We start from the raw sequence: 21688 nt of genomic DNA, 5'->3' as shown, positions 1-21688 counted from the left end.
TCTGGTCCCCTCCAGTATGAATATGGTCGGTCCCCGTGATCCAAGCCGACGGCGGTTCGCACCATCCGTGGCCGGGGTCAACGGGTCCTTCCATCTTACGCCAGCGCGGCACGCGCGAAGCCGGCCGGGCCGCGGCGTTGCTGTTACGGGTAGGTGTCTCCGAAAATGACGAACCCATCCAGCCAGTGGGCGCCGGTCATCGGAAACGGCGGTTCAGGGATCTGGGGCTCCGGAACGTCCCCGTCGGCCGGCGGAACGGGCCGTGCCACCTTCTTGACGGGCCACGCGGGCCGCACCCCTTCAGCCGGCCCGCCGCCGCCGGCGATGACGTTGTCCGCCGGCATGGAGCCGCGGCGCCCTCCACGCCATGACAATGACTTCAGCCTGGTCATGCCACGCTCTCCAGCGCGCCGGCCCGGGACCGGACGCCCAGGTAACTGCCCTTGTAGAAGAGCAGGGGCTCGGCGTCGGCGCGGGCGCTCAGGGCCCGGACGGCGCCCACCACGATGGTGTGGTCCCCGCCGTCGTACTCCTGGTGCAGTTCGCAGTCCACCCAGGCCAGCGACTTCTCCAGTACGGGGTTTCCGAGCGGTGACGGCCAGTGGTTCACGCCGGCAAACTTCTCCGCCCCGGATCGGGCGAACTGCGCCGCCAGGTGCTGGTGCTCGGCCGGCAGGATGTTCACGGTGAACCGCCCGGCCTCCCGCAGCAGCGGCCAGGTGCTGGAGGTCCGCGCCGGGCTGAAGGTGATCAGCGCCGGCTCCAGCGACAGGGACGAAAAGGACTGGCAGGTGAACCCGGCGGGGCCGTTCGTGGTTGCTCCGGTGATCACCGTCAGCCCGGTGGCGAAGTGTCCGAGGACGTGGCGGAGTCTCGTCGGGTTCAGATCAGATTGTTTGGTCATTGCGGGTCCTTTCGACGCTGGTAGCCCCCAATCAACCACCCCGGCCGCGGCTTCCCAACCGCGGCCGAAACGCGTCGTCGCGCGGCGACACTGTGCGTCACGCACCCGTTGCATGACGTAAGAAACGAGGCTCGAGTGCCGGCATAGGCTGATCCCATGACCACAATTCGTGAAAGCCGTCCGAGCGATATGCCCGGACTGGCAGCGCTGAGGGCCGCATGGGCGGCAGAGCAGGAGTCTGCGCTCCAGGGAGACCCGGCCTTTGAGGCGGCCTTTAGGGACTGGATGGAGGCCAATCCCAGAAAATTCTTTGTGGCTGATCACGACGGCGAGCTCGTGGGGATGCTCAACCTGATGATTTTCGAGAGGATGCCCAAGCCCGGGACGGAAACGTCCTGTTGGGTCTATCTGGGAAACGCCTACGTGCTGCCGGATTTCCGGAACGGCGGCATCGGCGGCCGGCTCGTGGAGGCGTCGATTGGGTTCTCGCAGAGCATCAAGGCCGTACGGATTGTGCTTTCGCCCTCTGCCGAATCACGGGATTTTTACGCCCGGCTGGGTTTCCGGTCCGCCGGGGAATTGAACCTGCTCCGGCTTTGATCCGGCTTTGATCCAAAGGCTCGGTCTCAGCCTTGGACGTCAGCGGCCGCAGCTATTCCGAGCCCGGCGCCGGCACTCCAATTGATTCATCCTGGCCCGAGTCAGCCAGGGTGACTCCGGCGACCGACCAATTCTCCCGAGGCACTTCGTGCAGAACCACCCGGATGGTGTCCGGCCGGATTCCCATGACATCGGCGTAGGTCGCCGTCAGCGCGGCCAGGAGCTCGCGCTTCCTTGCGGTCGAGGACGGGGACGCATTGAGGACCTGTATGAGTGGCATCTACCGATTCTGGCATGACCGCCGTCGGCCGGTTGGAGACCCGGCGGAGTTGTTATCGTTGCCGGCCGGTGCGGCAACGGACGACGCCGAGCAGACGGTCAGCGGCGCATCCGGAGCAACGGGATAGGTTGCAGTCATGTTGATCGCCAAACTGCATGACACGGAGCCCGACATCAGCATCGATCAAGTCGGCCTTATAATTGCGGACCAGTTCCCGGCATGGACCGGACTGCCGCTGGCGCCGGTGGCGGCAACCGGGACGGACAATGTCATGCTCAGGCTGGGTGACCGGCTGGTCGTCCGGCTTCCCCGCATTGCCTCCGCGGTTCCCTCGCTGACGAAGGAACTGGATATTGCGCCCCTGCTCAGCCGGCAATTGCCTGTCGCGGTGCCGGTTCCGCTCGCACAAGGCACACCAGGGCGCGGCTACCCATGGCCGTGGACAGTGTCCGGCTGGCTGAGCGGGCAGAACCCGTCCCCGGGCCAGGCGTCCGGACCGGCCCTGGCCGCCGATCTCGGCCGCTTCGTCCGTGCGCTTCATGGCATTGACGTCGGGAAGAACATGGCCGTCGGTCCCCTGCGGTCCTACCGGGGTGGTCCGCTGGCTGCCCGGGACGCGCCCACCCGATCCGCAATCGCCAGCTGTGAGGGCCTGTTGGACGTCCCGCTCTTGACGGCGGCCTGGGAGGAGGCCCGACAAGTCTCCGAGGGGGACGGTGGGCGGCCCTGGATTCATACAGACCTGCAACCCGGAAACATCCTGGTCTCCGGGTCCCGGCTGGCAGCTGTCCTCGACTGGGGTGGCCTCGCCATCGGCGACCCGGCAGTCGACCTCATCGTCGCCTGGAACCTGCTCGACCACGCCGGGCGCGCGATATTTCGGGACGCGCTGGACGTCGACGAACCCATGTGGCGGCGTGGCCGCGCCTGGGCACTCTCGATTGGACTCGTCGCCTATCCCTACTATGTGGACACCAACCCAGCACTCGCGCGAGTGTCCAAGTATCAGATCGAGCAGGTCATCGCCGACATCTCCCGGTGTTCTTGACCGCTCTCCCTGCCGTCACCGGCGGGGGTCCGCACACAATCTCGACGGCGCGCCTCCGGCCCGGCGCGTGGCGCAGTCCGTCGAGGTGCGGGCGCGCTTAGGCTTGCGGTCATGGCACGCCTCCACCACGCCGGCCAAGGTCTGCTTGCCGCCATAACGAACGCCTGACCCTGGAGAGGTGCCGCTCTACATATGATCCCTGAGAGCACTAACGGTTCCGTCCGCGCGGCCTACAACGCCGTGGCGGCGTCGTACGCGCGGGTTCTTCCCGACACGTCCTTCGAGGGATTGCTGGATGTCGAAGGGGTGGACTTGTCGGAGGCCATGATCGCCCAGGCCCGGATCTCCCATCCCCGTCGTCGCTTCAAGACCGGCGACCTTGCCGCGCTCCCCTATCCCGACGCCCGCTTCCGGGGTGTCCTGGCCTGGTACTCCGTGATTCACACTCCGCCAGAACATGTGCCGGATATCGTCACGGAACTGGCACGCGTAACCGGCCCGGGAGCTCATGTGCTCCTGGGCTGCCACGCTGGCACTGGCCAACGGGCGGTTGACCGCGCCTATGGACACGATGTGGCTCTCACCGTCTGTCTACACGACCCCGCCGATACCGCCCGGCTCCTCACCCGCAACGGTTTCACCATCGCCGCCCAGCTGACCCGGCAGCCGCGGTCAAATGAAACCCACGCGCAAGCATTCATCCTCGCGAGACGTACCGGCCAACCGCCCCGCGGCCGTGACCCTCGCGCATCGGATGCCAGGCCGAATCGACCGCTCCCATGACCCACCGCATTGCCGTCGGCGTACTCGTCGGGCCACTCGGCGTGCTGATGTGCCACCGTCTTCCGTCCGCGAGATGGTACCCGGATACGTGGGACTTCCCCGGCGGGCACATCGAGGATGGCGAAGGCGCCGGTGAAGCGCTGGCCAGGGAGCTTCTTGAAGAAATCGGCGTCACGGTCAGGGCGCCGGCTTCTGCCCCCGCTTTTACGGTCCGGGACAACGTGGCCTCCCCCGACGGGCTGCATCTCTCAGGCTGGGTCCTGGACACGCGGTCGGGCGTTCCCGCCAACCTTGCCACGGGCGAGCACTCGGAAACGCGCTGGCTTTGCCCCGAAGATGCCCTTGGGCTGAACCTCGCACACCGCCCCTACGCTGAAGTGCTGCGACATATCCTTCGGACCGACCCACGAAAGTGACCGCCGCTCCTGGCGCGCTTCGTACCGTCCGTTAGAGTCGGACGATGAATCGGGCTGTAATCCTTGGAGGAACGGGTGTTCTGGGACGTGCCATTGCCTGGCGCCTAATAAGTGCAGGCTGGGAGGTGGACATGACAGGCCGGACGCAGCAAAAGATGCCGGCGGACCTCGCTGCCGCCGGAGCGCGTTTCCTGGTTGCCGACCGACGTGACGGGCCCGCCCTGGCAGGGGTTCTGGGCGGGGGTGCGGATCTCCTTGTTGACGCCGCGTGCTACACCGAGGCCGACGCCCGGCAACTGCTGCCACACCTCAGTGCCGTTACGTCCGCCGTCATGCTGTCGAGCAAGGCCGTATATGTTGATCCGGCCGGCAACCACGTCAACTCCGTGGTGCCGCCGCGCTTCGACGCCCCCGTTGTGGAGAGTAACCCGACCATGAATCCCGGCGCACGTGTGTACGACTCCCCGCTGGGCTACGGTGCCAACAAAGTGGCCGCGGAGCATGCGCTGCTGGACAGCGGCTATCCGGTGACGGTGATCCGGGCGTCGAAGGTGCATGGGGAAGGCGCCGCCCGCCCCCGGGAATGGATGTTCGTCAAACGGATTCTCGACCGGCGACCGGCGGTGTTCCTGGCCCACGAGGGGCAGGGCGGGGACCACACGACGGCGGCCGTCAACACGGCCGCCCTCGTGGAAACGGTTGCCGCAGCACCCGGGGCACGGATCCTCAACAGCGCCGATCCGGACGCGCCCAACGCCCGGCAGATTGCCGGCGTGATCGCCCGGTACCTCGGCCACGAATGGAACGAGGTGCTGCTCGATGACGCAGCCCCCGCCGGCCTCGGCGACCATCCCTGGGATTACCGGCCCCCGCTTGTCCTCAGCACGAAGGCCTCCCTCGACCTGGGTTATGAGCCTGTCGGAACGTTCGCTCAGACGATTCCGGGGCAGGTGGACTGGCTTGTGAAGGAGGCCGCCGCCGGAAGGGTGCCGGGAACGGGCGATCCTTTCCTCGAGCATTACCTCGACTACTCACGCGAGGACGCGTTCACCGGCACCCGGGACTTGCCGGCGAAAGGCGCAGGGGCTGTCCCGGCGGAGTGAACGAGCCAGAGCCGCCGACTCCAGGAGTCAGATCGCAGCCGAGCGGCGCTCTATGAGAAGGGTGTCCCGCCATTGACCGGGCCGCGGACCGTGCGTGGATCGAGAGATGCGTTCCCGGCGGCCCACGATTCTGAACCCCTGGGCAAGGTGGAGCTTCAGACTCGCCTGGTTTTCAGGGAAAACGCTGGCCTGGATGGTCCAGATCCCGGCCAGCTCCGTCGATACGGTCAAGGTCTTCAGCAGTGCCGTGCCCACGCCGAGTCCGCGCGCCTGACCGGAAACGTAGATCGAGTGCTCCACCACGCCGGCGTAGGCGGGGCGGGAAGAGACCGCGGACACCGCGGCCCAGCCCACCACTAAGCCCGTTTCCGTTTCGGCCACCAGACGATGGTCCGGAAGCCGCGAACCGTCGAAGTACTCCCACTCCGGCGGCTCGGTTTCAAAAGTGGCATGACCCGTGTCGATGCCTTCGCGGTAGATCCGGCGAACGGCCGGCCAGTCGTCGTCGCGCATGGGACGAATCGCGGCGGCCGGCGAGTTCTGTCCGATCACAGGGAGGCCAAAAGCCCGGCGGTGCGCTCAACAGCACCGGGCACGAGTGAGTAATACGCCCAGGTGCCGCGCTTTTCCCGGCTGAGCAGTCCTGCCTCCACCAGGATCTTCAAGTGGTGTGACACGGTGGGCTGTCCCAGGTCCAGCGGTTCGGTAAGGTCACAGACGCAGGCCTCGCCGCCGTCGGCCCTCTTGACGATGGAGAGCAAGCGCAGGCGGTTCGGGTCCGCCAGGGCCTTGAAGACCAGCGCCCTGTGATGCGCCTCGCCGGCACTGATCGCCGGTTTCTGCGTCGGCGCGCAGCAGTCCGCGTCGACCGCGGGCTCGAGTGTTTGCGGAGAGCTCATAAACCCATTATGCACAAGATTGACATTGATCGATATAGGCAGTGATACTTCAGATATCGACATTCATCAATCTTGCCGAGCAGCACAGCAGCACAGGAGCCCCGTGAGCATCCAGACTCGAACACCGCCGCCCGCGCCCGGAGAGGCCGACACCGCCGGCAGGCTCTCCACCGTGGACCGCTTTCTCCCGGTCTGGATCGTGGCGGCGATGCTCCTGGGACTTCTGCTCGGCAGTTTTGTTCCCGGACTCAACACTGCACTGGGAGCGGTGAAGATCGGCGAGGTGTCCCTGCCTATCGCTATCGGACTCCTGGTGATGATGTATCCGGTGCTGGCCAAGGTCCGCTACGACCAAACTCACCGCGTCCTCGCCGACCGCAAACTGATGATCACCTCGCTGGTGCTCAATTGGGTTCTGGCGCCGGCGTTCATGTTCGCCATGGCCTGGATCTTTATCCCGGATCTGCCGGAGTACCGGACCGGACTGATCATCGTCGGCCTTGCGCGCTGCATCGCGATGGTGATGGTGTGGAACGACCTCGCCTGCGGTGACCGGGAGGCCGCCGCCGTCCTGGTGGCCATCAACTCCGTATTCCAGGTCGTCGCGTTCGGCGCGCTGGGCTGGTTCTACCTTCAGGTGCTGCCCGTCTGGCTGGGACTGCCGGCCACCAGTGCCGACTTCTCCTTCTGGGCGATCACGGCCTCGGTACTCATATTCCTTGGCTTGCCGCTCCTTGCCGGATTCCTCACCCGCACCATCGGCGAAAAGACCAAGGGCCGGGACTGGTATGAAGGGACGTTCCTGCCGCGGCTTGGCCCCTGGGCGCTCTACGGCCTGCTCTTCACGATCACCCTGCTGTTCGCCCTCCAGGGCGGCACCATTACCTCACGCCCTCTGGATGTCGCCCGCATCGCGGTGCCCCTGTTCGTCTACTTTCTGGTGGTCTTCGGCGCCGGCATGCTGATCGGCCGCTGGCTGGACCTCGGCTACGCCAAAACCACGACCCTCGCGTTCACCGCCGCCGGCAACAACTTCGAACTTGCCATCGCGGTGGCGATCGGCACGTTCGGCGTTACCTCCGGGCAGGCCCTCGCCGGCGTCGTCGGCCCCTTGATTGAAGTCCCAGTCCTTGTTGCACTGGTTTACGTGGCGTTGCAGGCCCGCAAACGCTACTTCGCTCCCAGCCCGATTTTCGTCTAGCCCCACACCCCAGGAGACCTCCGATGAGCACCGAAACCGCCAAGAAGCCGTCCGTCCTGTTTGTCTGCGTCCACAACGCCGGCCGCTCCCAGATGGCCGCCGCCTTCCTCACCACCCTGTCCCAGGGCGCCATCGAGGTCCGCTCCGCCGGCTCGCAGCCCGCGGACAAGGTCAACCCGGCCGCCGTCGAGGCCATGGCCGAACTCGGCATCGACATGTCCGCCGAAATCCCCAAGGTCCTCACCACCGAGGCCGTGAAGGAATCCGACGTCGTCATCACCATGGGCTGCGGCGACACCTGCCCGATCTTCCCGGGCAAGCGCTACGAGGACTGGGAACTCGAAGACCCCGCCGGCCAGGGCATCGACGCCGTCCGGCCGATCCGCGACGACATCAAGGCCCGCATCGAGGACCTCATCGCCTCCCTCACCCCGGCCGCCAGGTAGGAGCCCAGTCATGACTGAACAGCTGATCATCATCGGATCCGGCCCCGCCGGCTACACCGCGGCGATCTATGCCGCCCGCGCCGGGCTGGCGCCGCTGGTCATCGCCGGGGCCGTCACCGCGGGCGGTGCCCTGATGAACACCACCGAGGTGGAGAACTTCCCGGGCTTCCCCGCCGGCATCCAGGGTCCGGAGCTGATGGACGGGCTCCAGCAGCAGGCCGAGAAATTCGGCGCCCGGGTGGTATTCGACGACGTCACCGACGTGACGCTCGCCGGCCACCTCAAGCGCGTCGTCACCGGCGGCGGCGAGACCCACGAAGCACCTGCCGTCATCCTCGCCACCGGCTCCGCCTACAAGGAACTCGGCCTGCCCGAAGAGAAGAGGTTCAGCGGCCACGGCGTGTCCTGGTGCGCCACCTGCGACGGATTCTTCTTCCGTGACCAGGACATCATCGTCGTCGGCGGCGGCGACTCCGCCATGGAGGAAGCAACCTTCCTGACCCGCTTCGGAAAGTCCGTGACCGTCGTCGTGCGCAAGAACGAACTGCGCGCCTCACGGATCATGGCCCAGCGCGCCAAGGACAACCCCAAGATCCGCTTCGCCTGGAACTCCGCCATCACCAAGATCCACGGCGAGTCCAAGGTCACCGGCGTGACCCTGACCGACACCCGCACCGGTGACACCCGGGAGCTGGCGGCCACGGGGATTTTCGTCGCGATCGGCCACGTCCCGCGCACCGAGCTGCTGCACGGCCAGGTGGAGCTCGACGCCGAGGGCTACATCAAGGTGGACTCGCCCACCACGGTCACCAACCTGACCGGTGTCTTCGCGTGCGGGGACGCCGTGGACCACCGCTACCGCCAGGCCATTACCGCCGCCGGCACCGGCTGCGCCGCGGCACTGGACGCCGAACGCTACCTTGCCGCGCTGGAGGACGCGGACAGTATCGCCACGGCACTCGTCGAGGAACCGACGCACTCCTGAGCATCAGGCCAACCCTAAGGACGAACCAGAGGACACCATGGCTGTAAACACTTCATTTCCCATTGCTGTCATCGGTGCCGGGCCCGTGGGCCTGGCGGCCGCGGCCCACCTGATCGAACGCGGCCTCGAACCGCTGATCTTCGAGGCCGGCCCGTCCGCGGGCGCCGCAATCGAGCAGTGGCGCCACATCCGGCTGTTTTCCCCCTGGCGGTACAACATCGATGCAGCCGCCGTCCGCCTGCTCGAGGCCTCCGGCTGGGAGTCTCCCCGGCCCACCGCCCTCCCCTACGGCGGGGAACTCATCGACAGCTACCTCGCCCCGCTGGCCGCGCACCCGGCCATCAGCTCAAAGCTGCAGACCGGCGCCCGGGTCATCGCGGTGACCCGCGCCGGCCTCGACAAGACCCACACCCGCAACCGCGACAGCACACCGTTCATCGTCCGCGTCGAGCACGAGGACGGCGGAAGCCGCGACCACACCGTGGCCGGGGTCATCGACGCCTCCGGCACCTGGTCCACCCGGAACCCGCTCGGGACCTCCGGGCTTCCCGCCATGGGCGAAGACACCGCCGCGGACCGGATCTCCTCGCCCTTGCCCGACGTCACCGGCCGCGACCGTGGAGTGTTTGCCGGCCGCCGCGTCCTGGTCGTCGGCGCCGGACACTCCGCCGCCAACACCCTGATCAGCCTCGCCGCCCTGGCCAAGGAAGAACCGGACACCCGGATCCTCTGGGCGCTCCGCGGGGCGTCCGCCGAGAAGGTTTATGGCGGCGGGGACGCCGACGGCCTGCCTGCCCGCGGCCAGCTGGGTGCCCGCCTGCGCCGCCTCGTCGAGGCAGGAACCATCGAACTGCACACCGGCTTCGGCATAGCCTCGCTGAAATCCCTCGCCTCGCACGTCTCCGTCGAGGCCGTTGACGGCCGGACTCTGGAGGCCGACGTCGTGGTGCCCTGCACCGGCTTCCGCCCCGACCTGGCCATCCTGCGCGAGCTCCGGCTGAACCTGGACCCCGCCGTCGAGGCGCCCACCGAACTCGGGCCGCTCATCGACCCGGAATTCCACTCCTGCGGCACCGTCCCCCCGCACGGTGCGGCACTGCTGGCCCACCCGGAGAAGGACTTCTACATCGTCGGCATGAAGTCCTACGGCCGCGCGCCGACCTTCCTGCTAGCCACCGGCTACGAACAGGTCCGCTCCGTCGCCGCAGCCCTGGCCGGTGACCGCGAAGCGGCAGACAAAGTGCAGCTCGAACTGCCCGAAACCGGCGTGTGCTCCTCCGACGCCGGCACCAGCTGCGACGCTCCGGCAGCCGCCGCATCAGAGTCCACTTGCTGCGCGGCCCCGGAGCCGGTGCTGGTCGGCTTCCCCACCGGATTGACTCACGGACGATCCGGCGCAGGCACCTGAGCTGATGCCCCGGCCGCCGCGTTGGCGTCCGGGGCCATAATGAGGCCATGCGCATCGAACTGCTGACGATTCCCGGTTGCCCCCACGGCGCCTCGGCCCGGGAGCTGTTCGCCAGCGCCTTGGAACTGGAGGGCATCGATCCGGCGCTGCTGACGGTCACCGAAATCACCACGGACGCTGACGCGGCCGCCGCCTCGTTCCGCGGATCACCGACCTTCATCATTGACGGGACGGATCTCTACCCGTCCAACGCCTTGCCGGCCGTCACCTGCCGGCTGTACCCGAGCGGGCATGGCCTGTCGGGACAGCCGGACCTGCAATCCCTCCGCCAGGCGATCCGCGGCGTCAGGCCACAGCCGCCGGCTGACCTGAGGGTGGGAGCGCAGGCCCACGAGCCGACAGGCGAGGAGATCGCGGCCGGGTACCGCCGCGCCGTCCACCGCCTCGACGCCTGGCTGGGAAGCGCAACGCCGGAGGCACTGCGCCGCAAAAGCCACGGCACGCGGTGGACCAATGAAGAGCTGCTCTTCCACATGGTCTTCGGATACATGGTCGTCCGCGCTCTGCTTCCCCTGGTCCGGGCGGTCAGCAGGCTCCCCGGGGGCGTGGGCATTGCGTTCGCCGCCGGACTGAACGCGGGCACCCGCCCGTTCGACGCCGTGAACTACTGGGGTTCCCGCACCGCCGCCCTCGTCTACAACAGGCACCGGATGGGCCGGAAACTGGATAAGACGATCCTGGCCTTGTCACGAAGGCTGGAACGCGAGACCCCGGAGTCCCTGGCCCGGTCCATGCCGTTCCCGGACAAGTGGGACCCCTTCTTCAAGCCCGTCATGACCGTCCGGGACGTCTACGCCTACCCCACGCTGCACTTCGACTTCCACGCCCGGCAGTTGAGTCTTGGAGATTAACGCTTCCCCGAATTCGGAGGTCCGGCGGACCGTTCGGATCCGGTCCACCGCTCCATGCACGCACTTTTGGGAGTAGAGTCGCTCCATGCTCTCCACGCGTCGATTTACGTGCCCCCGGCCGGTCTCCGGTCGCGAGGGCACTGAGGCGCGCGCCTAGGTCCTGGCGCCGGATTTGAGTCGGGGGGATTTAGCCACCACTTGAATCCGAACACAAGGACCCTCAATGCTCACTTATCTCAGTCCCTCCGAACTCCAGGACGCCCTAACCATCCGTGATCTCTCCGATCCGGAAAGCCAGCCGCATGCCATGCAGGCACTGCTGCAAGGGGTCATCGATACGCTCCGCGGGCAATGGAGCGTGCGGGAACGGATCCTTCGCCACAGCCCCCTGGTGAGTGTGGCCGACAACTACGACCGCTTGGGGTTCAGCACCTCGGCTGTCACGCGGGATCAGAAATACTCCCGCTACGTCAGCCCGACGGTCATGCTCCGCAGCCACACCTCGGCGTCCGTCCCGTCGCTGCTGCGGGCCCTGGATGCCGACGAATCCATGGACGAGCTCTGGGCCATCCCCGGCCTGGTCTATCGGCGCGATTCCATCGACCGCACGCACGTGGGGACGCCCCATCAGGTGGACCTCTGGCGGGTCAGCTCGCGGGCACAACTCGGCTCTGGCACCCTGCAGGACATGATCGCCTTAGTGGTGCAGGCGGTGCTTCCGGGAGCGCAATGGCGTGCAGTTCCGGCGGTTCACCCCTATACCCGGGACGGCGTGCAGGTCGATGTCCTCATGGCCGGGGAATGGCTCGAACTCGCGGAATGCGGTTTGATGGCGCCGCATCTCTTCTCCGAAGCCGGGCTGGATCCCGCGAAGTGGTCGGGACTGGCGCTGGGGATGGGTTTGGACCGGGCCCTAATGCTCCGCAAAGGCATCCCTGACATCAGGTTGCTTCGGTCTACGGACCCTCGCATCAAACGGCAGATGCTGGACCTGTCGCCGTGGAAACGCGTCTCCCAAATGCCTTCCATCCGCCGGGACATTTCGATCCTCGTTCCCGGGGACCTGGATGGCGAAGTCCTCGGGGACCGGGTGCGGACCGCGTTGGGCCGGAAAGCCGAGGACCTGGAAAGCGTCGAACTCTTGGCCCTCACTTCGCACAGGGACCTTCCCGCGGCAGCGCAGGAGCGGCTCCGTAGCCGCGATGGGCAGGCCAATGCGTTGATCCGCCTGGTGCTGCGCCCGCTCGCCCGGACCATGACAGATCCGGAGGCGAATCAGATCCGGGACGATGTTTACATCGCCCTGCATGAAGGCCAGGTCCAGGAACTCATCGCAGGGTAGCGCGTTCCCCGCTGTGCCAGCACACTCTCCGCGTGCCGGCACAGCGGCCCACACCCCGATTTGGTATCAACTTTGTATCGGCCTCATATCGTTCCCGTTGCAGTTCCGGCGACGGGGCCCAAACCCGGCTGTCGCGCTGCACCCGTGTGCCATGCTGGAAATCGGCTGTCCGCGGTCGCCTGTCCGGTCTGCCCGGAGGGTGCGGCACGGGCGGCAACCGGCGGCCCATGCCGCCCATAAACGGAACGGCTCCGCGGACCGCGGAGACGGTACATGAAGGGACAGCGGGATCATCAGGCAGCGTGCAGGACAGCAGTCACCAGTGGGGGGCCTTCGCCGCGCCGCGCTGGTGCTCGTGCTGCCCGCGGCCCTTCTCCTGTCCGGCTGCGTGGCGACGCCGCAGGAGGGCATCACCAACTCCAGCAGCCCGTCGGAACTGATTCCTGCCCCGGCGTCGGGCGCCCCGACCACCAGCGCTCCGCTCGAGACAGCCCAGACGTCGAACAAGGCTCCGGTGTATTGGATCGGCCGGAGCAATGACAACGCGTTCCTTTACCGCGAGTTCCGGGACGTTCCCGATCAGGACAACCCGGTCACCCGCGCCCTCCGGGTCATGATGTCCCAGACGCCGCTTGACCCGGATTTCTTTACCCCCTGGCAGAACCCGAAGAAGCTGGCGACGTCGATCTCCGGCGAGAACGTCATCACCGTTGACGTTTCCGCCGATGCCTTCAACAGCAACGTGGACGCGGCCATGGCAGAGCGCGCCATCCAGCAGCTTGTGTACACGGCAACGGCCGCGGCGGCCAGCGCGGGCCTGATCGATTCCGGACAGCAGGTCCAGGTGGTGATTCTGGTCGACGGCCACACGGACTACGTGGCCTTCAACCACGTCCGGCTGGGCGCGCCGACCTCCCGCAGCGCCGGGCTGGTGGCCCCCGTGTGGATCATCGACCCGCAGGAGGGCGATTCGGTGGGTGACGGGTCGGTCAAAATCAGCGGCCGCAGCACCGCCCAGGGCGGAAAACTTCACTGGGAGATCCTGAAGGTCGACGCCGATAACGCCAAGACCGCCTATCTCAACGGCACCACCACTGCCTCGACCAACGCCGTGCAGCCCGGGCTGTTCACGCTGTCCGCGAATCTCGGCCCCGGCCGGTACGAAGTCCGGGTGTCCCAGGTGGACGCGTCAGACAGCGCCAAGGAATTGTTCCAGGACACCCGGGGCTTCACGGTTAAATAACCTCGGCCAAACAGTAGCGGCAGCCTCGTTCAGCCGGCCGGTCGAAGCGCCTGCAGCCTGCTACCAGCGGCCGAGGATGTCGCTGGCCAGAACGGTAGCGGCGGGCCCCGCGGTGGACGAGCGCAGCACATGGTGCCCCAAGAGAGCCGTGACCGCCCCTGCGTCGCACAGACGGGTCACCTCCCGGGGGCTGATGCCGCCCTCCGGGCCCACGATCAGCAGCACTTCGCGGGGTCCGGCCTCACCGGACGCGGAAGCTTCCAGCCACGACTCGAGCACTTGCCGCAGCGGGCGGACGGCATCTTCGTGCAGAATGATCGCGAGGTCGGCGGCCGCGACGGCCGCCTGCAGCCCCGGGCCGTCCACCGCGGCCCGGACCTCCGGGATCCATGCCCGCCGTGCCTGCTTGGCGGCCGCTGTGACCACCGATTGCCACTTGGCGTGGGCCTTGGCGGCCCGTTCGGCCTTCCACCGGACAATGGACCGCTCCGCCTGCCAGGGAATGACGGCGTCGATGCCCAGTTCGGTCGCCGTTTCGGCCGCGAGCTCGTCGCGGTCGCCCTTGGCGAGTGCCTGGACCAAGACCAGCCGGATGCCGGGCCGCGGCTCGTCTGCCACGTCCTGACACTCGACGCTCAGCTCGCCCGGCGCGGCGGCGGTCACCGTGCCGGTCAGGCGCTTTCCGGCGCCGTCGGCGATGTCCACAGCCTCCCCGACGGCGAGCCGCTTGACCGTGACGGCGTGGCGGGCCTCGGCGCCCTGGAGGACAAAAACGGAGCCGGGGACCTGCTGGTCCAGGGTGCCGGGGGCGGTGAAGAAGACCGGGTTACTCACCGCTACAGGTTACCGAGCCGATCCCGCAGTTTGGCGAAGACGCCGCCGCTGGCAGCGAGTTTTCCCGGCGTGAAGTGTTCGCCGCGGTGCTTGGCCAGTTGACGGAGAAGGTCTTCCTGGACGTGATCGAGCTTGACCGGCGTTTCGACCTGGAGGTGCACCTTCAGGTCGCCGCGGCCGTGGCCGCGCAGGTGCGTGACACCGAGGCCGCGCAGGGTGATGACCTCGCCCGACTGGGTGCCGGCCTTGACATCGATCTCCTGCTCGCCGTCGAAGGTCTCCAGCGAAATCTCGGTACCGAGCGCGGCGGCCGTCATCGGGATGTTGAGGCTGGCGTGGAGGTCGTCGCCGTCGCGGACGTAGGTGGGGTCATTGTTCACCCTGATCTCCACATACAGATCACCAGCGGGACCGCCGGCGGGCCCGGCCTCGCCCTGGCCGGAGAGCTGGATGCGGGTGCCGGTGGCAACGCCGGCCGGTACCTTGACAGTCAGGGAGCGGCGGCTGCGGATCCGGCCCTGGCCGCTGCACTCGTTGCAGGGGTCCTTGATGACCGTGCCGAACCCCTCACAGGATCCGCAGGGGGCGGAGGTCATGACCTGGCCCAGGATGGAGCGCACGGCGCGCTGGACCTGCCCGCTGCCGCCGCAGATGTCGCAGCGGACGGGGTGGCTGCCCTCGCGGCAGCAGGAGCCCTCGCAGGTCGGGCAGACGACGGCGGTGTCCACCTCAAGCTTTTTGTTGACGCCGAACACGGCGTCGCGGAGGTCGATCCGGACGCTGATCAGCGCGTCCTGGCCGCGGCGGACCCGGGATGCCGGGCCGCCCTGGCCGCCGCCTGCACCGAAGAAGGTCTCGAAGATGTCCTGGAAGGCGAACCCCTGGCCCGCGTAGCTGCCGCCGCCGAAGCCGTTGTCGGTGCCGTTTTCGTTCCCGGTAGTGTCGTAGACCCGGCGCTTTTGCGGATCGGAGAGGACCTCGTAGGCGTGCGTGACGGCCTTGAACCGGTCCGAGGCGTCCTCCCCCGGGTTCACGTCCGGGTGCAGGGTCCGGGCCAGTTTCCGGTAGGCCTTCTTGATCTCCTCCCCCGTTGCATCGCGGGAGACTCCAAGAACGTCATAGTGGCTGGTCAAAGTTTGTTTCTCTTCCTTGTTGTACTGCCTTTGGGGCAAAAGTAGCGTCAGGTCCGGCGCCGGTCAGGGCCCCAGAATCCTCGAAAGGTAGCGGGCCACCGCGCGGACGGCGGCCATGGTTGTGGGGTAATCCATCCGGGTGGGCCCAAGCACGCCCACCTTGGCCGTGGCGTCCGGCCCGTAGGCGGTAGCCACCACCGAGGCCTCGGCGAGCCCGTCGTACGGGTTTTCGCGGCCGATGCTGACGGTGACGCCCCGCGGGTCCTCCGCCATTTCGCTGAGCAGGCGCAACATAACCACCTGCTCCTCGAGGGCCTCCAGGACCGGGCCGATGCTGAGCGGGAAGTCCACATTCGAGCGGGCCAGGTTGGCGGTGCCGGCCATGACCATGCGCTCTTCGCGGCTGCTCGTGGCCAGGGCCTCCAGGCCGCGGGCCAGGGCTTGGGCTGCTCCGCGGCGCGCCGGCGGCCCGCTGGCAACGACGGCGGGCAGCAGTTGCGGCAGGAGGCTCAGCGGTGTACCGGAGAGGCTTGCCAGGAAACGGTTGCGCAGTTCCGCCACGGCGTCGTCGGGAAGGTCCTGCCCGACGTCGATCACGCGTTGCTCCACCTTGCCGGTGTCCGCTATCAGCACCACCAGCACCTTCCGGGGCGCCAGCAGCACGAACTCGATGTGCCGCACCCTGGCGCGGCTGAGCAGCGGGTACTGCACGACGGCGACCTGGTTGGTCAGCTGGGAGAGGAGCCGCACGGTCCGGTCAAGGACGTCGTCGAGGTCCTGGGATCCTTCCAGGAGCGCCTGGATGGCCCGGCGTTCGGCCGGGGAAAGGGGCTTGACCGCCGAGATCTGGTCAACGAAGAGCCGGTAGCCCTTGTCCGTGGGGATTCTGCCGGCGCTCGTGTGCGGCGCGGTGATGAGGCCTTCGTCTTCCAGCGCCGCCATGTCGTTGCGGATCGTGGCACTGGAGACTCCGAGATGGTGCCGTTCGACGAGCGCTTTGGAACCGACGGGCTCGCGGGAATGGACATAGTCCTCCACGATCGCCCGCAGCACTTCGAGTTTGCGCGGTTCGCTCACGCTCCACCTCCAATCGACTGTCCCGCAGCCGGTGCCGCCCGCAGTATCCGAAGTCGCGTCCACAAGTTGCAAGGGCGGTCCGCGACTGGTCAGGGGTTAGCACTCGACATGCCTAAGTGCTAACCAGTCTAATATGAGTCGCCGCGTTGTTAGCATTGGATTCGCTCCAGGCGTGGCCAGCGGGGTCGAGTTTCCCGTCACGTCGGTGCTGAGACCGGGGCAGCTGCTTCCGTTGCCGCCCCCAAGCGGCCCGGTTCCGGCCCCCGGAGAGTTCCACTGACCGCAGTACAAGCTGACCGCCGTAAAAATCCGAGTGCAAAGTAAGCGTGTAGAGATGTCGTACCAGAACTGGGGACCCCAGGACCTGTCCGCCCCCGCCAAGACGCAGCTGCCGGAAGTCCCGGTGGAACGCGGAATGGTCCTCGAGGAGGTCCAGTCCGGCTGGGTGGGCGCCGTTACCCGGGTCGAGAAGTCCGGTGGCATGCACGTGGTGGCGCTGGAGGACCGGCGGGGCAAGTCCCGGTCGTTCCGGCTCGGATTCGGTTTCCTTTTGGAGGGGCAGCCGATCCGGCTGATGCCTCCGGTTCCGAAAAAGGCTGCGCCTGCCGCCGGATCCGGCCGGACGGCGTCGGGCTCGGTGCGGGTGGCAGGGCAGCGCGCGCAGATTGCCAAGGCAAGCCGTATCTGGGTGGAAGGCAAGCACGACGCCGAGCTCGTGGAGAAAGTCTGGGGCGACGACCTCCGGGTGGAGGGCATCGTCGTCGAACCCCTCCATGGCATTGATGACCTCCGGGCCGCCGTGGCGGAGTTCGGTCCGGGCCCGGGGCGCCGTCTTGGTGTCCTCGTTGACCACCTCGTCCCCGATTCCAAGGAGTCGAGGATCGCGCAGGCCGTGATGGCCTCGCCCGGCGCCGCCGGCAACGTTCTGATTGTGGGCCACCCCTACGTGGACGTGTGGCAGGCCATCCGGCCCGCGGTCCTGGGGATCGAGCGCTGGCCTGTGATCCCCCGCGGTGTGGACTGGAAGACCGGTATTCTGACGGCTTTCGGCTGGCCCCACTCCACGAAGGAGGACATCGGCCTCGGTTGGCAAAAACTCCTGGGGGCCGTGCGCAGCTATGCGGATCTGGAGGCGTCCCTCCTGGGGCGGGTGGAAGAGGTTATCGACTTTCTCACCGTGCCGTAGACCGCCGCGGCCGGCCCGACGATCTCCGTTATCGCGCCCGAGCAAGTATTCTTGAGAGGTCGGTCGCGCTTCCAGCGCGATTCCGGCTATTCAAAGCACCACCCCGGCAGCAACGCATCACCGCAATCCGAAGGACTACACCGTGGCAGATAACGCACGCGAACACACGGACAACCAGGCCGGCCATGGCCAGCCCCCGTACCATGGCGTTCCGGCAAATGCGCTGCCCCTCACGGCCAGCGAAGACCGGCAGTGGGCCACGCTGGCACACTTCGGCGGCATCCTGGGCTGCGTGCCCTCGCTGCTGATCTACTTGATCTTCAAGGACCGTGGGCCGTTCACGGCGCAGGAATCCAAGGAAGCCCTGAATTTCACGCTGCCGCCGACCATCGCCGCAGTACTCGCCAATCTGTTGGTCTTCATTCCCGTGGTGGGAAACCTCTTTGCCGTCCTGGCCACCGTGATCTGGATCGCGGTGACGTGCTTCTCCGTGGCGGCCGGCATCCACGTCAACCGGGGCCAGCCGCACCGTTACGAGTTCAACCTCCGCTGGATCAAATAACCCGGCCCTAACGCCGGTTCTCAACGACAGAGCCGGCCGCTGCCCGTCAGGGTCCAGCGGCCGGCTCTTTGTGCGTCTTCCAGGCTTAGTCGGGCAGGATCCTGCGGACCACGGCGTCGGCCAGCAGCCGGCCCTTGAGCGTGAGGACCAGCCGGCCGTGGAAAGCGGCGGCGGGGTCCACCAGGCCGTCTGCGATCAGGCCAGCGACGGCGTGCCGGCCCGTGTCCCCCAGGCCTCCGAGGCTCGGGATATCGAGTCCGGAGTTCAGGCGGGCCTCGAGCATGATGCGTTCGACGTTGCGGGTTTCGGTGTCCAGCGTTTCCCGTCCAGCGGCGGGCGAAACGCCGGCGCCGAGGCGGTTGGCGTAGGCGGTGGGGTGCTTGACGTTCCACCAGCGCACGCCCCCGACGTGCGAGTGAGCCCCGGGTCCGATGCCCCACCAGTCATCCCCGCGCCAGTAGGCGAGGTTGTGCCGGCACGCCTGGTCCGGGGTGCGAGACCAGTTGCTGACCTCGTACCAGGCCAGGCCGGCCGCGGAAATCAGCTCGTCGGCGAGCTCGTATTTGGCGGCGTGGTCGTCGTCGTCGATTCCGGGCACTTCGCCGCGGCGGATCTGCGCGGCAAGCTTGGTGCCGTCCTCGACAATCAGCGCGTATGCGCTGATGTGGTCGGGGGCGTAGGACAGGGCGGTCTCGAGGGAGTAGCGCCAATCCTCCAGTGACTCCCCCGGCGTCCCGTAGATGAGGTCCAGGCTGACGGCCAGGCCTGCATTGCGGGCCCACCGCACCGCTTCCGGCACCCGGCTGGGCGTGTGGGTCCGGTCCAGGACCTTCAGGACGTGCGGCACCGCCGACTGCATGCCGAACGAGACCCGTGTGAACCCCGCGTCGGCCAGCAGTTGGAGGGACTCGGGGGTGACGGAATCCGGGTTGGCTTCCGTGGTCACCTCGGCGCCGGGCTGCAAGCCCCAAGCCGCGATGGCGGCGGTGAGAATGCGCGCCAGATCCTCCGCCGGGAGCAGCGTGGGCGTGCCGCCGCCGAAGAAGACCGTGCTGAGCGGGCGCTCCGGCAGGCCTGTCTCCTTCAGCACGGCGGCGGCGAAGTTTACTTCCGCGATCGCAGTGGCGGCGTAGGCGTCCTGGGATGCCCCGCCGCCGAGCTCGGTGGCGGTGTAGGTGTTGAAGTCGCAGTATCCGCAGCGGACCGCGCAGAACGGGATATGCACGTAGAGTCCGAAGGCGCGCTGGTCCGCTCCCTCGGCCGCCTGGGCGGGCAGGAGTCCGTCCGGCGGCGCCGGGTCGCCGAGCGGGAGAACGCTAGGCACGGGCCCGGCCTGCCGACGCTGCCGCAACAATCATGTTCAGCACTGCTACTTCTTGGCCTTGTCCTTGGACTCGTCCGTGGTGAGGGCGGCGATGAAGGCTTCCTGCGGGACCTCGACGCGGCCCACCATCTTCATGCGCTTCTTGCCTTCCTTCTGCTTTTCCAGCAGCTTCCGCTTTCGGGTGATGTCACCGCCGTAGCACTTGGCCAGCACGTCCTTGCGGATGGCGCGGATGCTTTCGCGGGCGATGATCCTGGAGCCGATCGCAGCCTGGATGGGAACCTCGAACTGCTGGCGCGGGATGAGCTCGCGCAGCTTGCCGGTCATCATCACGCCGTAGGCATAGGCCTTGTCGCGGTGGGTGATCGCGGAGAACGCGTCCACCTGCTCGCCCTGGAGCATGATGTCCACCTTGACCAGATCGGCCACCTGATCGCCGTCGGCCTTCCAGTCCAGGGACCCGTAGCCGCGGGTCTTGGACTTGAGGATGTCGAAGAAGTCGAAGACGATCTCGGCCAGCGGCAGGCGGTACCGGATTTCCACCCGGTCCTCGGAGAGGTAGTCCATGCCGCCCATGACGCCGCGCCTGCTCTGGCACAGCTCCATGATGGCTCCGACAAACTCGTTCGGGGCCAGGATGGTGGCGGACACCATTGGCTCGCGGACTTCCGCGACCTTGCCGGTGGGGTATTCGCTGGGGTTGGTGACGTGGACGACCTTCTTGTCCTCCAGCGTGACCTCGTATTCCACGTTGGGGGCGGTGGAAATCAGGTCCAGTTTGTACTCGCGTTCGAGCCTCTCGCGGGTGATCTCCAGGTGCAACAGGCCTAGGAAGCCCACCCGGAAGCCGAAGCCCAGCGCCGCTGAGGTCTCGGGTTCGTACACCAGCGCGGCGTCGTTGAGCATCAGTTTCTCCAGCGCGTCGCGGAGCACCGGATAGTCCGTGCCGTCCAGCGGATACAGTCCGGAGAAGACCATCGGCTTGGCATCCGCATAGCCGGGGAGGGATTCGGTGGCCGGCTTGGCCAGGTTGGTGACGGTATCGCCCACCTTGGACAGGCGGACGTCTTTCACGCCGGTGATGAGGTAGCCCACTTCGCCGACGCCGAGGCCCTTGGAGGGGGTGGGTTCCGGGGAGCTCACGCCGATCTCGAGGAGTTCGTGGGTGGCGCGCGTGGACATCATCTGGATGCGTTCGCGGGGGTGCAACATGCCGTCAACCACACGGACGTAGGTGACCACACCGCGGTACGTGTCGTAGACCGAGTCGAAGATCATGGCGCGGGCGGGGGCGTTCGGGTCGCCCACGGGTGCCGGCAGGTCGCGGACGATCTTGTCCAGCAGGGCCTCGACGCCCATGCCCGTCTTGCCGGAGACGCGGAGCACGTCGTCGGGGTCGCCGCCGATCAGGTTGGCGAGTTCCGCCGCGTACTTCTCGGGCTGGGCTGCCGGGAGGTCGATCTTGTTCAGGACCGGGATGATCGTGAGGTTGTTTTCCATCGCCAGGTAGAGGTTGGCGAGGGTCTGGGCCTCGATGCCCTGGGCCGCGTCCACCAGCAGGATCGCGCCTTCGCAGGCGGCGAGCGAGCGGGAGACCTCGTAGGTGAAGTCAACGTGGCCGGGGGTGTCGATCATGTTCAGCGCGTAGCTGGTGCCGTCGAGCTCCCACGGCATCCGGACGGCCTGGGACTTAATGGTGATGCCGCGTTCGCGCTCAATGTCCATGCGGTCCAGGTACTGGGCCTTCATGTCACGGGACTGGACCACTCCGGTGTACTGGAGCATCCGGTCGGCCAATGTGGATTTGCCGTGGTCAATGTGCGCAATGATGCAGAAGTTCCGGATGATGGCCGGATCTGTTGCGGCGGGCACCGGGGCGGTGCGGGCCATGGGAGACACGCAGGGTCCTAACTGTTGGCATTACTGTTGGCTCTTCCACGGATCGGGGCGGATGCTGGTTTCCCATCCTGCGACGTGGCGCTCTTGTGGTCCCTATAGTCTCC

Annotated in this window: 24 protein-coding genes; 14 read left to right on the top strand and 10 right to left on the bottom strand. The window is 67.2% G+C overall.

What is annotated here, in order from left to right; genetic code table 11:
- Nucleotides 1-143: 143 nt before the first annotated feature.
- Both C8D78_RS02010 and C8D78_RS02005 read right to left on the bottom strand, forming a co-directional pair.
- Nucleotides 144-392, bottom strand: coding sequence for a hypothetical protein (locus tag C8D78_RS02010; protein WP_147429521.1), 249 nt, complete (start codon nt 390-392; stop codon nt 144-146).
- On the bottom strand, nt 389-904 hold the full coding sequence (locus C8D78_RS02005) for a flavin reductase family protein (RefSeq protein ID WP_120950193.1): 516 nt from the start codon (nt 902-904) through the stop codon (nt 389-391). The genes C8D78_RS02010 and C8D78_RS02005 overlap by 4 nt, the downstream gene beginning before the upstream one ends.
- 156 nt (nt 905-1060) lie before the next feature.
- Here C8D78_RS02005 and C8D78_RS02000 point away from each other — a divergent pair, with 156 nt between their 5' ends.
- On the top strand, nt 1061-1504 hold the full coding sequence (locus C8D78_RS02000) for a GNAT family N-acetyltransferase (RefSeq protein WP_120950192.1): 444 nt from the start codon (nt 1061-1063) through the stop codon (nt 1502-1504).
- A gap of 52 nt (nt 1505-1556) precedes the next feature.
- Here C8D78_RS02000 and C8D78_RS01995 read toward each other — a convergent pair whose 3' ends face one another.
- Nucleotides 1557-1784 (bottom strand): tautomerase family protein, encoded by a 228-nt coding sequence (locus C8D78_RS01995; protein WP_120950191.1) that lies wholly within the window; start codon nt 1782-1784, stop codon nt 1557-1559.
- A 136-nt stretch (nt 1785-1920) separates the two neighbouring features.
- Between C8D78_RS01995 and C8D78_RS01990 the strand changes: the two genes are divergently transcribed.
- The 4 genes from C8D78_RS01990 to C8D78_RS01975 all read left to right on the top strand — a co-directional run bounded on the left by C8D78_RS01990 (nt 1921) and on the right by C8D78_RS01975 (nt 5134).
- On the top strand, nt 1921-2832 hold the full coding sequence (locus C8D78_RS01990; protein ID WP_120950190.1) for an aminoglycoside phosphotransferase family protein: 912 nt from the start codon (nt 1921-1923) through the stop codon (nt 2830-2832).
- 192 nt (nt 2833-3024) lie between these two features.
- Entirely contained in the window at nt 3025-3615 is a 591-nt protein-coding gene (locus tag C8D78_RS01985; protein WP_120950189.1) for a class I SAM-dependent methyltransferase, read from the top strand.
- On the top strand, nt 3612-4031 hold the full coding sequence (locus tag C8D78_RS01980; protein WP_120950188.1) for an NUDIX hydrolase: 420 nt from the start codon (nt 3612-3614) through the stop codon (nt 4029-4031). The genes C8D78_RS01985 and C8D78_RS01980 overlap by 4 nt, the downstream gene beginning before the upstream one ends.
- A gap of 131 nt (nt 4032-4162) precedes the next feature.
- Entirely contained in the window at nt 4163-5134 is a 972-nt protein-coding gene (locus tag C8D78_RS01975) for a Rossmann-fold NAD(P)-binding domain-containing protein (RefSeq protein WP_244208195.1), read from the top strand.
- Between the two features lie 27 nt (nt 5135-5161).
- Here C8D78_RS01975 and C8D78_RS01970 read toward each other — a convergent pair whose 3' ends face one another.
- Together C8D78_RS01970 and C8D78_RS01965 are read right to left on the bottom strand one after the other, a co-directional pair.
- Nucleotides 5162-5647 carry a GNAT family N-acetyltransferase gene (locus C8D78_RS01970; RefSeq protein ID WP_120950655.1) on the bottom strand — a complete coding sequence of 162 codons (486 nt, stop codon included), beginning with the start codon at nt 5645-5647 and terminating at the stop codon, nt 5162-5164.
- A gap of 35 nt (nt 5648-5682) precedes the next feature.
- Nucleotides 5683-6033 (bottom strand): ArsR/SmtB family transcription factor, encoded by a 351-nt coding sequence (locus C8D78_RS01965; protein WP_120950186.1) that lies wholly within the window; start codon nt 6031-6033, stop codon nt 5683-5685.
- A gap of 103 nt (nt 6034-6136) precedes the next feature.
- Between C8D78_RS01965 and arsB the strand changes: the two genes are divergently transcribed.
- The 7 genes from arsB (at nt 6137) to C8D78_RS01925 (ending at nt 13569) form a co-directional block, all read left to right on the top strand.
- Nucleotides 6137-7234, top strand: a complete 1098-nt coding sequence (gene arsB / locus C8D78_RS01960; protein WP_279629514.1) for an ACR3 family arsenite efflux transporter — start codon at nt 6137-6139, stop codon at nt 7232-7234.
- 23 nt (nt 7235-7257) lie between these two features.
- Entirely contained in the window at nt 7258-7680 is a 423-nt protein-coding gene (locus C8D78_RS01955) for an arsenate reductase ArsC (protein ID WP_120950185.1), read from the top strand.
- Between the two features lie 10 nt (nt 7681-7690).
- The gene (gene trxB / locus C8D78_RS01950) at nt 7691-8665 is read left to right on the top strand and encodes a thioredoxin-disulfide reductase (RefSeq protein ID WP_120950184.1); all 975 of its coding nucleotides are present in this window, start codon (nt 7691-7693) and stop codon (nt 8663-8665) included.
- 37 nt (nt 8666-8702) lie between these two features.
- Nucleotides 8703-10073: an FAD-dependent oxidoreductase gene (locus C8D78_RS01945; RefSeq protein WP_120950183.1), complete on the top strand. Its 1371-nt coding sequence runs from the start codon at nt 8703-8705 to the stop codon at nt 10071-10073.
- A 47-nt stretch (nt 10074-10120) separates the two neighbouring features.
- Nucleotides 10121-10984 carry a DinB family protein gene (locus C8D78_RS19905; RefSeq protein WP_244208194.1) on the top strand — a complete coding sequence of 288 codons (864 nt, stop codon included), beginning with the start codon at nt 10121-10123 and terminating at the stop codon, nt 10982-10984.
- Between the two features lie 223 nt (nt 10985-11207).
- Complete coding sequence (gene srmL / locus C8D78_RS01930; protein WP_120950182.1) at nt 11208-12326, top strand: PheS-related mystery ligase SrmL; 1119 nt, start codon at nt 11208-11210, stop codon at nt 12324-12326.
- A gap of 322 nt (nt 12327-12648) precedes the next feature.
- Nucleotides 12649-13569, top strand: a complete 921-nt coding sequence (locus C8D78_RS01925) for a GerMN domain-containing protein (protein ID WP_120950181.1) — start codon at nt 12649-12651, stop codon at nt 13567-13569.
- A 60-nt stretch (nt 13570-13629) separates the two neighbouring features.
- Here C8D78_RS01925 and C8D78_RS01920 read toward each other — a convergent pair whose 3' ends face one another.
- The 3 genes from C8D78_RS01920 to hrcA form a co-directional block, all read right to left on the bottom strand.
- Complete coding sequence (locus C8D78_RS01920; protein WP_120950180.1) at nt 13630-14403, bottom strand: 16S rRNA (uracil(1498)-N(3))-methyltransferase; 774 nt, start codon at nt 14401-14403, stop codon at nt 13630-13632.
- Nucleotides 14404-14405: 2 nt separating this feature from the next.
- On the bottom strand, nt 14406-15536 hold the full coding sequence (gene dnaJ / locus C8D78_RS01915; RefSeq protein WP_120950179.1) for a molecular chaperone DnaJ: 1131 nt from the start codon (nt 15534-15536) through the stop codon (nt 14406-14408).
- Between the two features lie 63 nt (nt 15537-15599).
- Nucleotides 15600-16613, bottom strand: coding sequence for a heat-inducible transcriptional repressor HrcA (gene hrcA / locus C8D78_RS01910; RefSeq protein ID WP_120950178.1), 1014 nt, complete (start codon nt 16611-16613; stop codon nt 15600-15602).
- Nucleotides 16614-16947: 334 nt separating this feature from the next.
- On the opposite strand from hrcA, the gene C8D78_RS01905 reads away from it, so the two are divergent.
- Both C8D78_RS01905 and C8D78_RS01900 read left to right on the top strand, forming a co-directional pair.
- Nucleotides 16948-17799, top strand: coding sequence for a DUF3097 domain-containing protein (locus tag C8D78_RS01905; RefSeq protein WP_120950177.1), 852 nt, complete (start codon nt 16948-16950; stop codon nt 17797-17799).
- A 142-nt stretch (nt 17800-17941) separates the two neighbouring features.
- A complete protein-coding gene (locus C8D78_RS01900; protein WP_091560291.1) occupies nt 17942-18361 on the top strand; it encodes a DUF4870 domain-containing protein in 420 nt (139 codons plus the stop codon).
- Nucleotides 18362-18446: 85 nt separating this feature from the next.
- Here C8D78_RS01900 and hemW read toward each other — a convergent pair whose 3' ends face one another.
- Both hemW and lepA read right to left on the bottom strand, forming a co-directional pair.
- Nucleotides 18447-19685 carry a radical SAM family heme chaperone HemW gene (gene hemW / locus C8D78_RS01895; protein WP_120950176.1) on the bottom strand — a complete coding sequence of 413 codons (1239 nt, stop codon included), beginning with the start codon at nt 19683-19685 and terminating at the stop codon, nt 18447-18449.
- Nucleotides 19686-19730: 45 nt separating this feature from the next.
- On the bottom strand, nt 19731-21584 hold the full coding sequence (gene lepA, locus C8D78_RS01890; protein ID WP_208641842.1) for a translation elongation factor 4: 1854 nt from the start codon (nt 21582-21584) through the stop codon (nt 19731-19733).
- Nucleotides 21585-21688: the final 104 nt, after the last annotated feature.

It is taken from the genome of Arthrobacter oryzae, from assembly GCF_003634095.1.
In the GTDB taxonomy this organism is placed as follows: domain Bacteria; phylum Actinomycetota; class Actinomycetes; order Actinomycetales; family Micrococcaceae; genus Arthrobacter; species Arthrobacter oryzae.
This window is presented reverse-complemented; position numbering and strand designations above follow the sequence as displayed.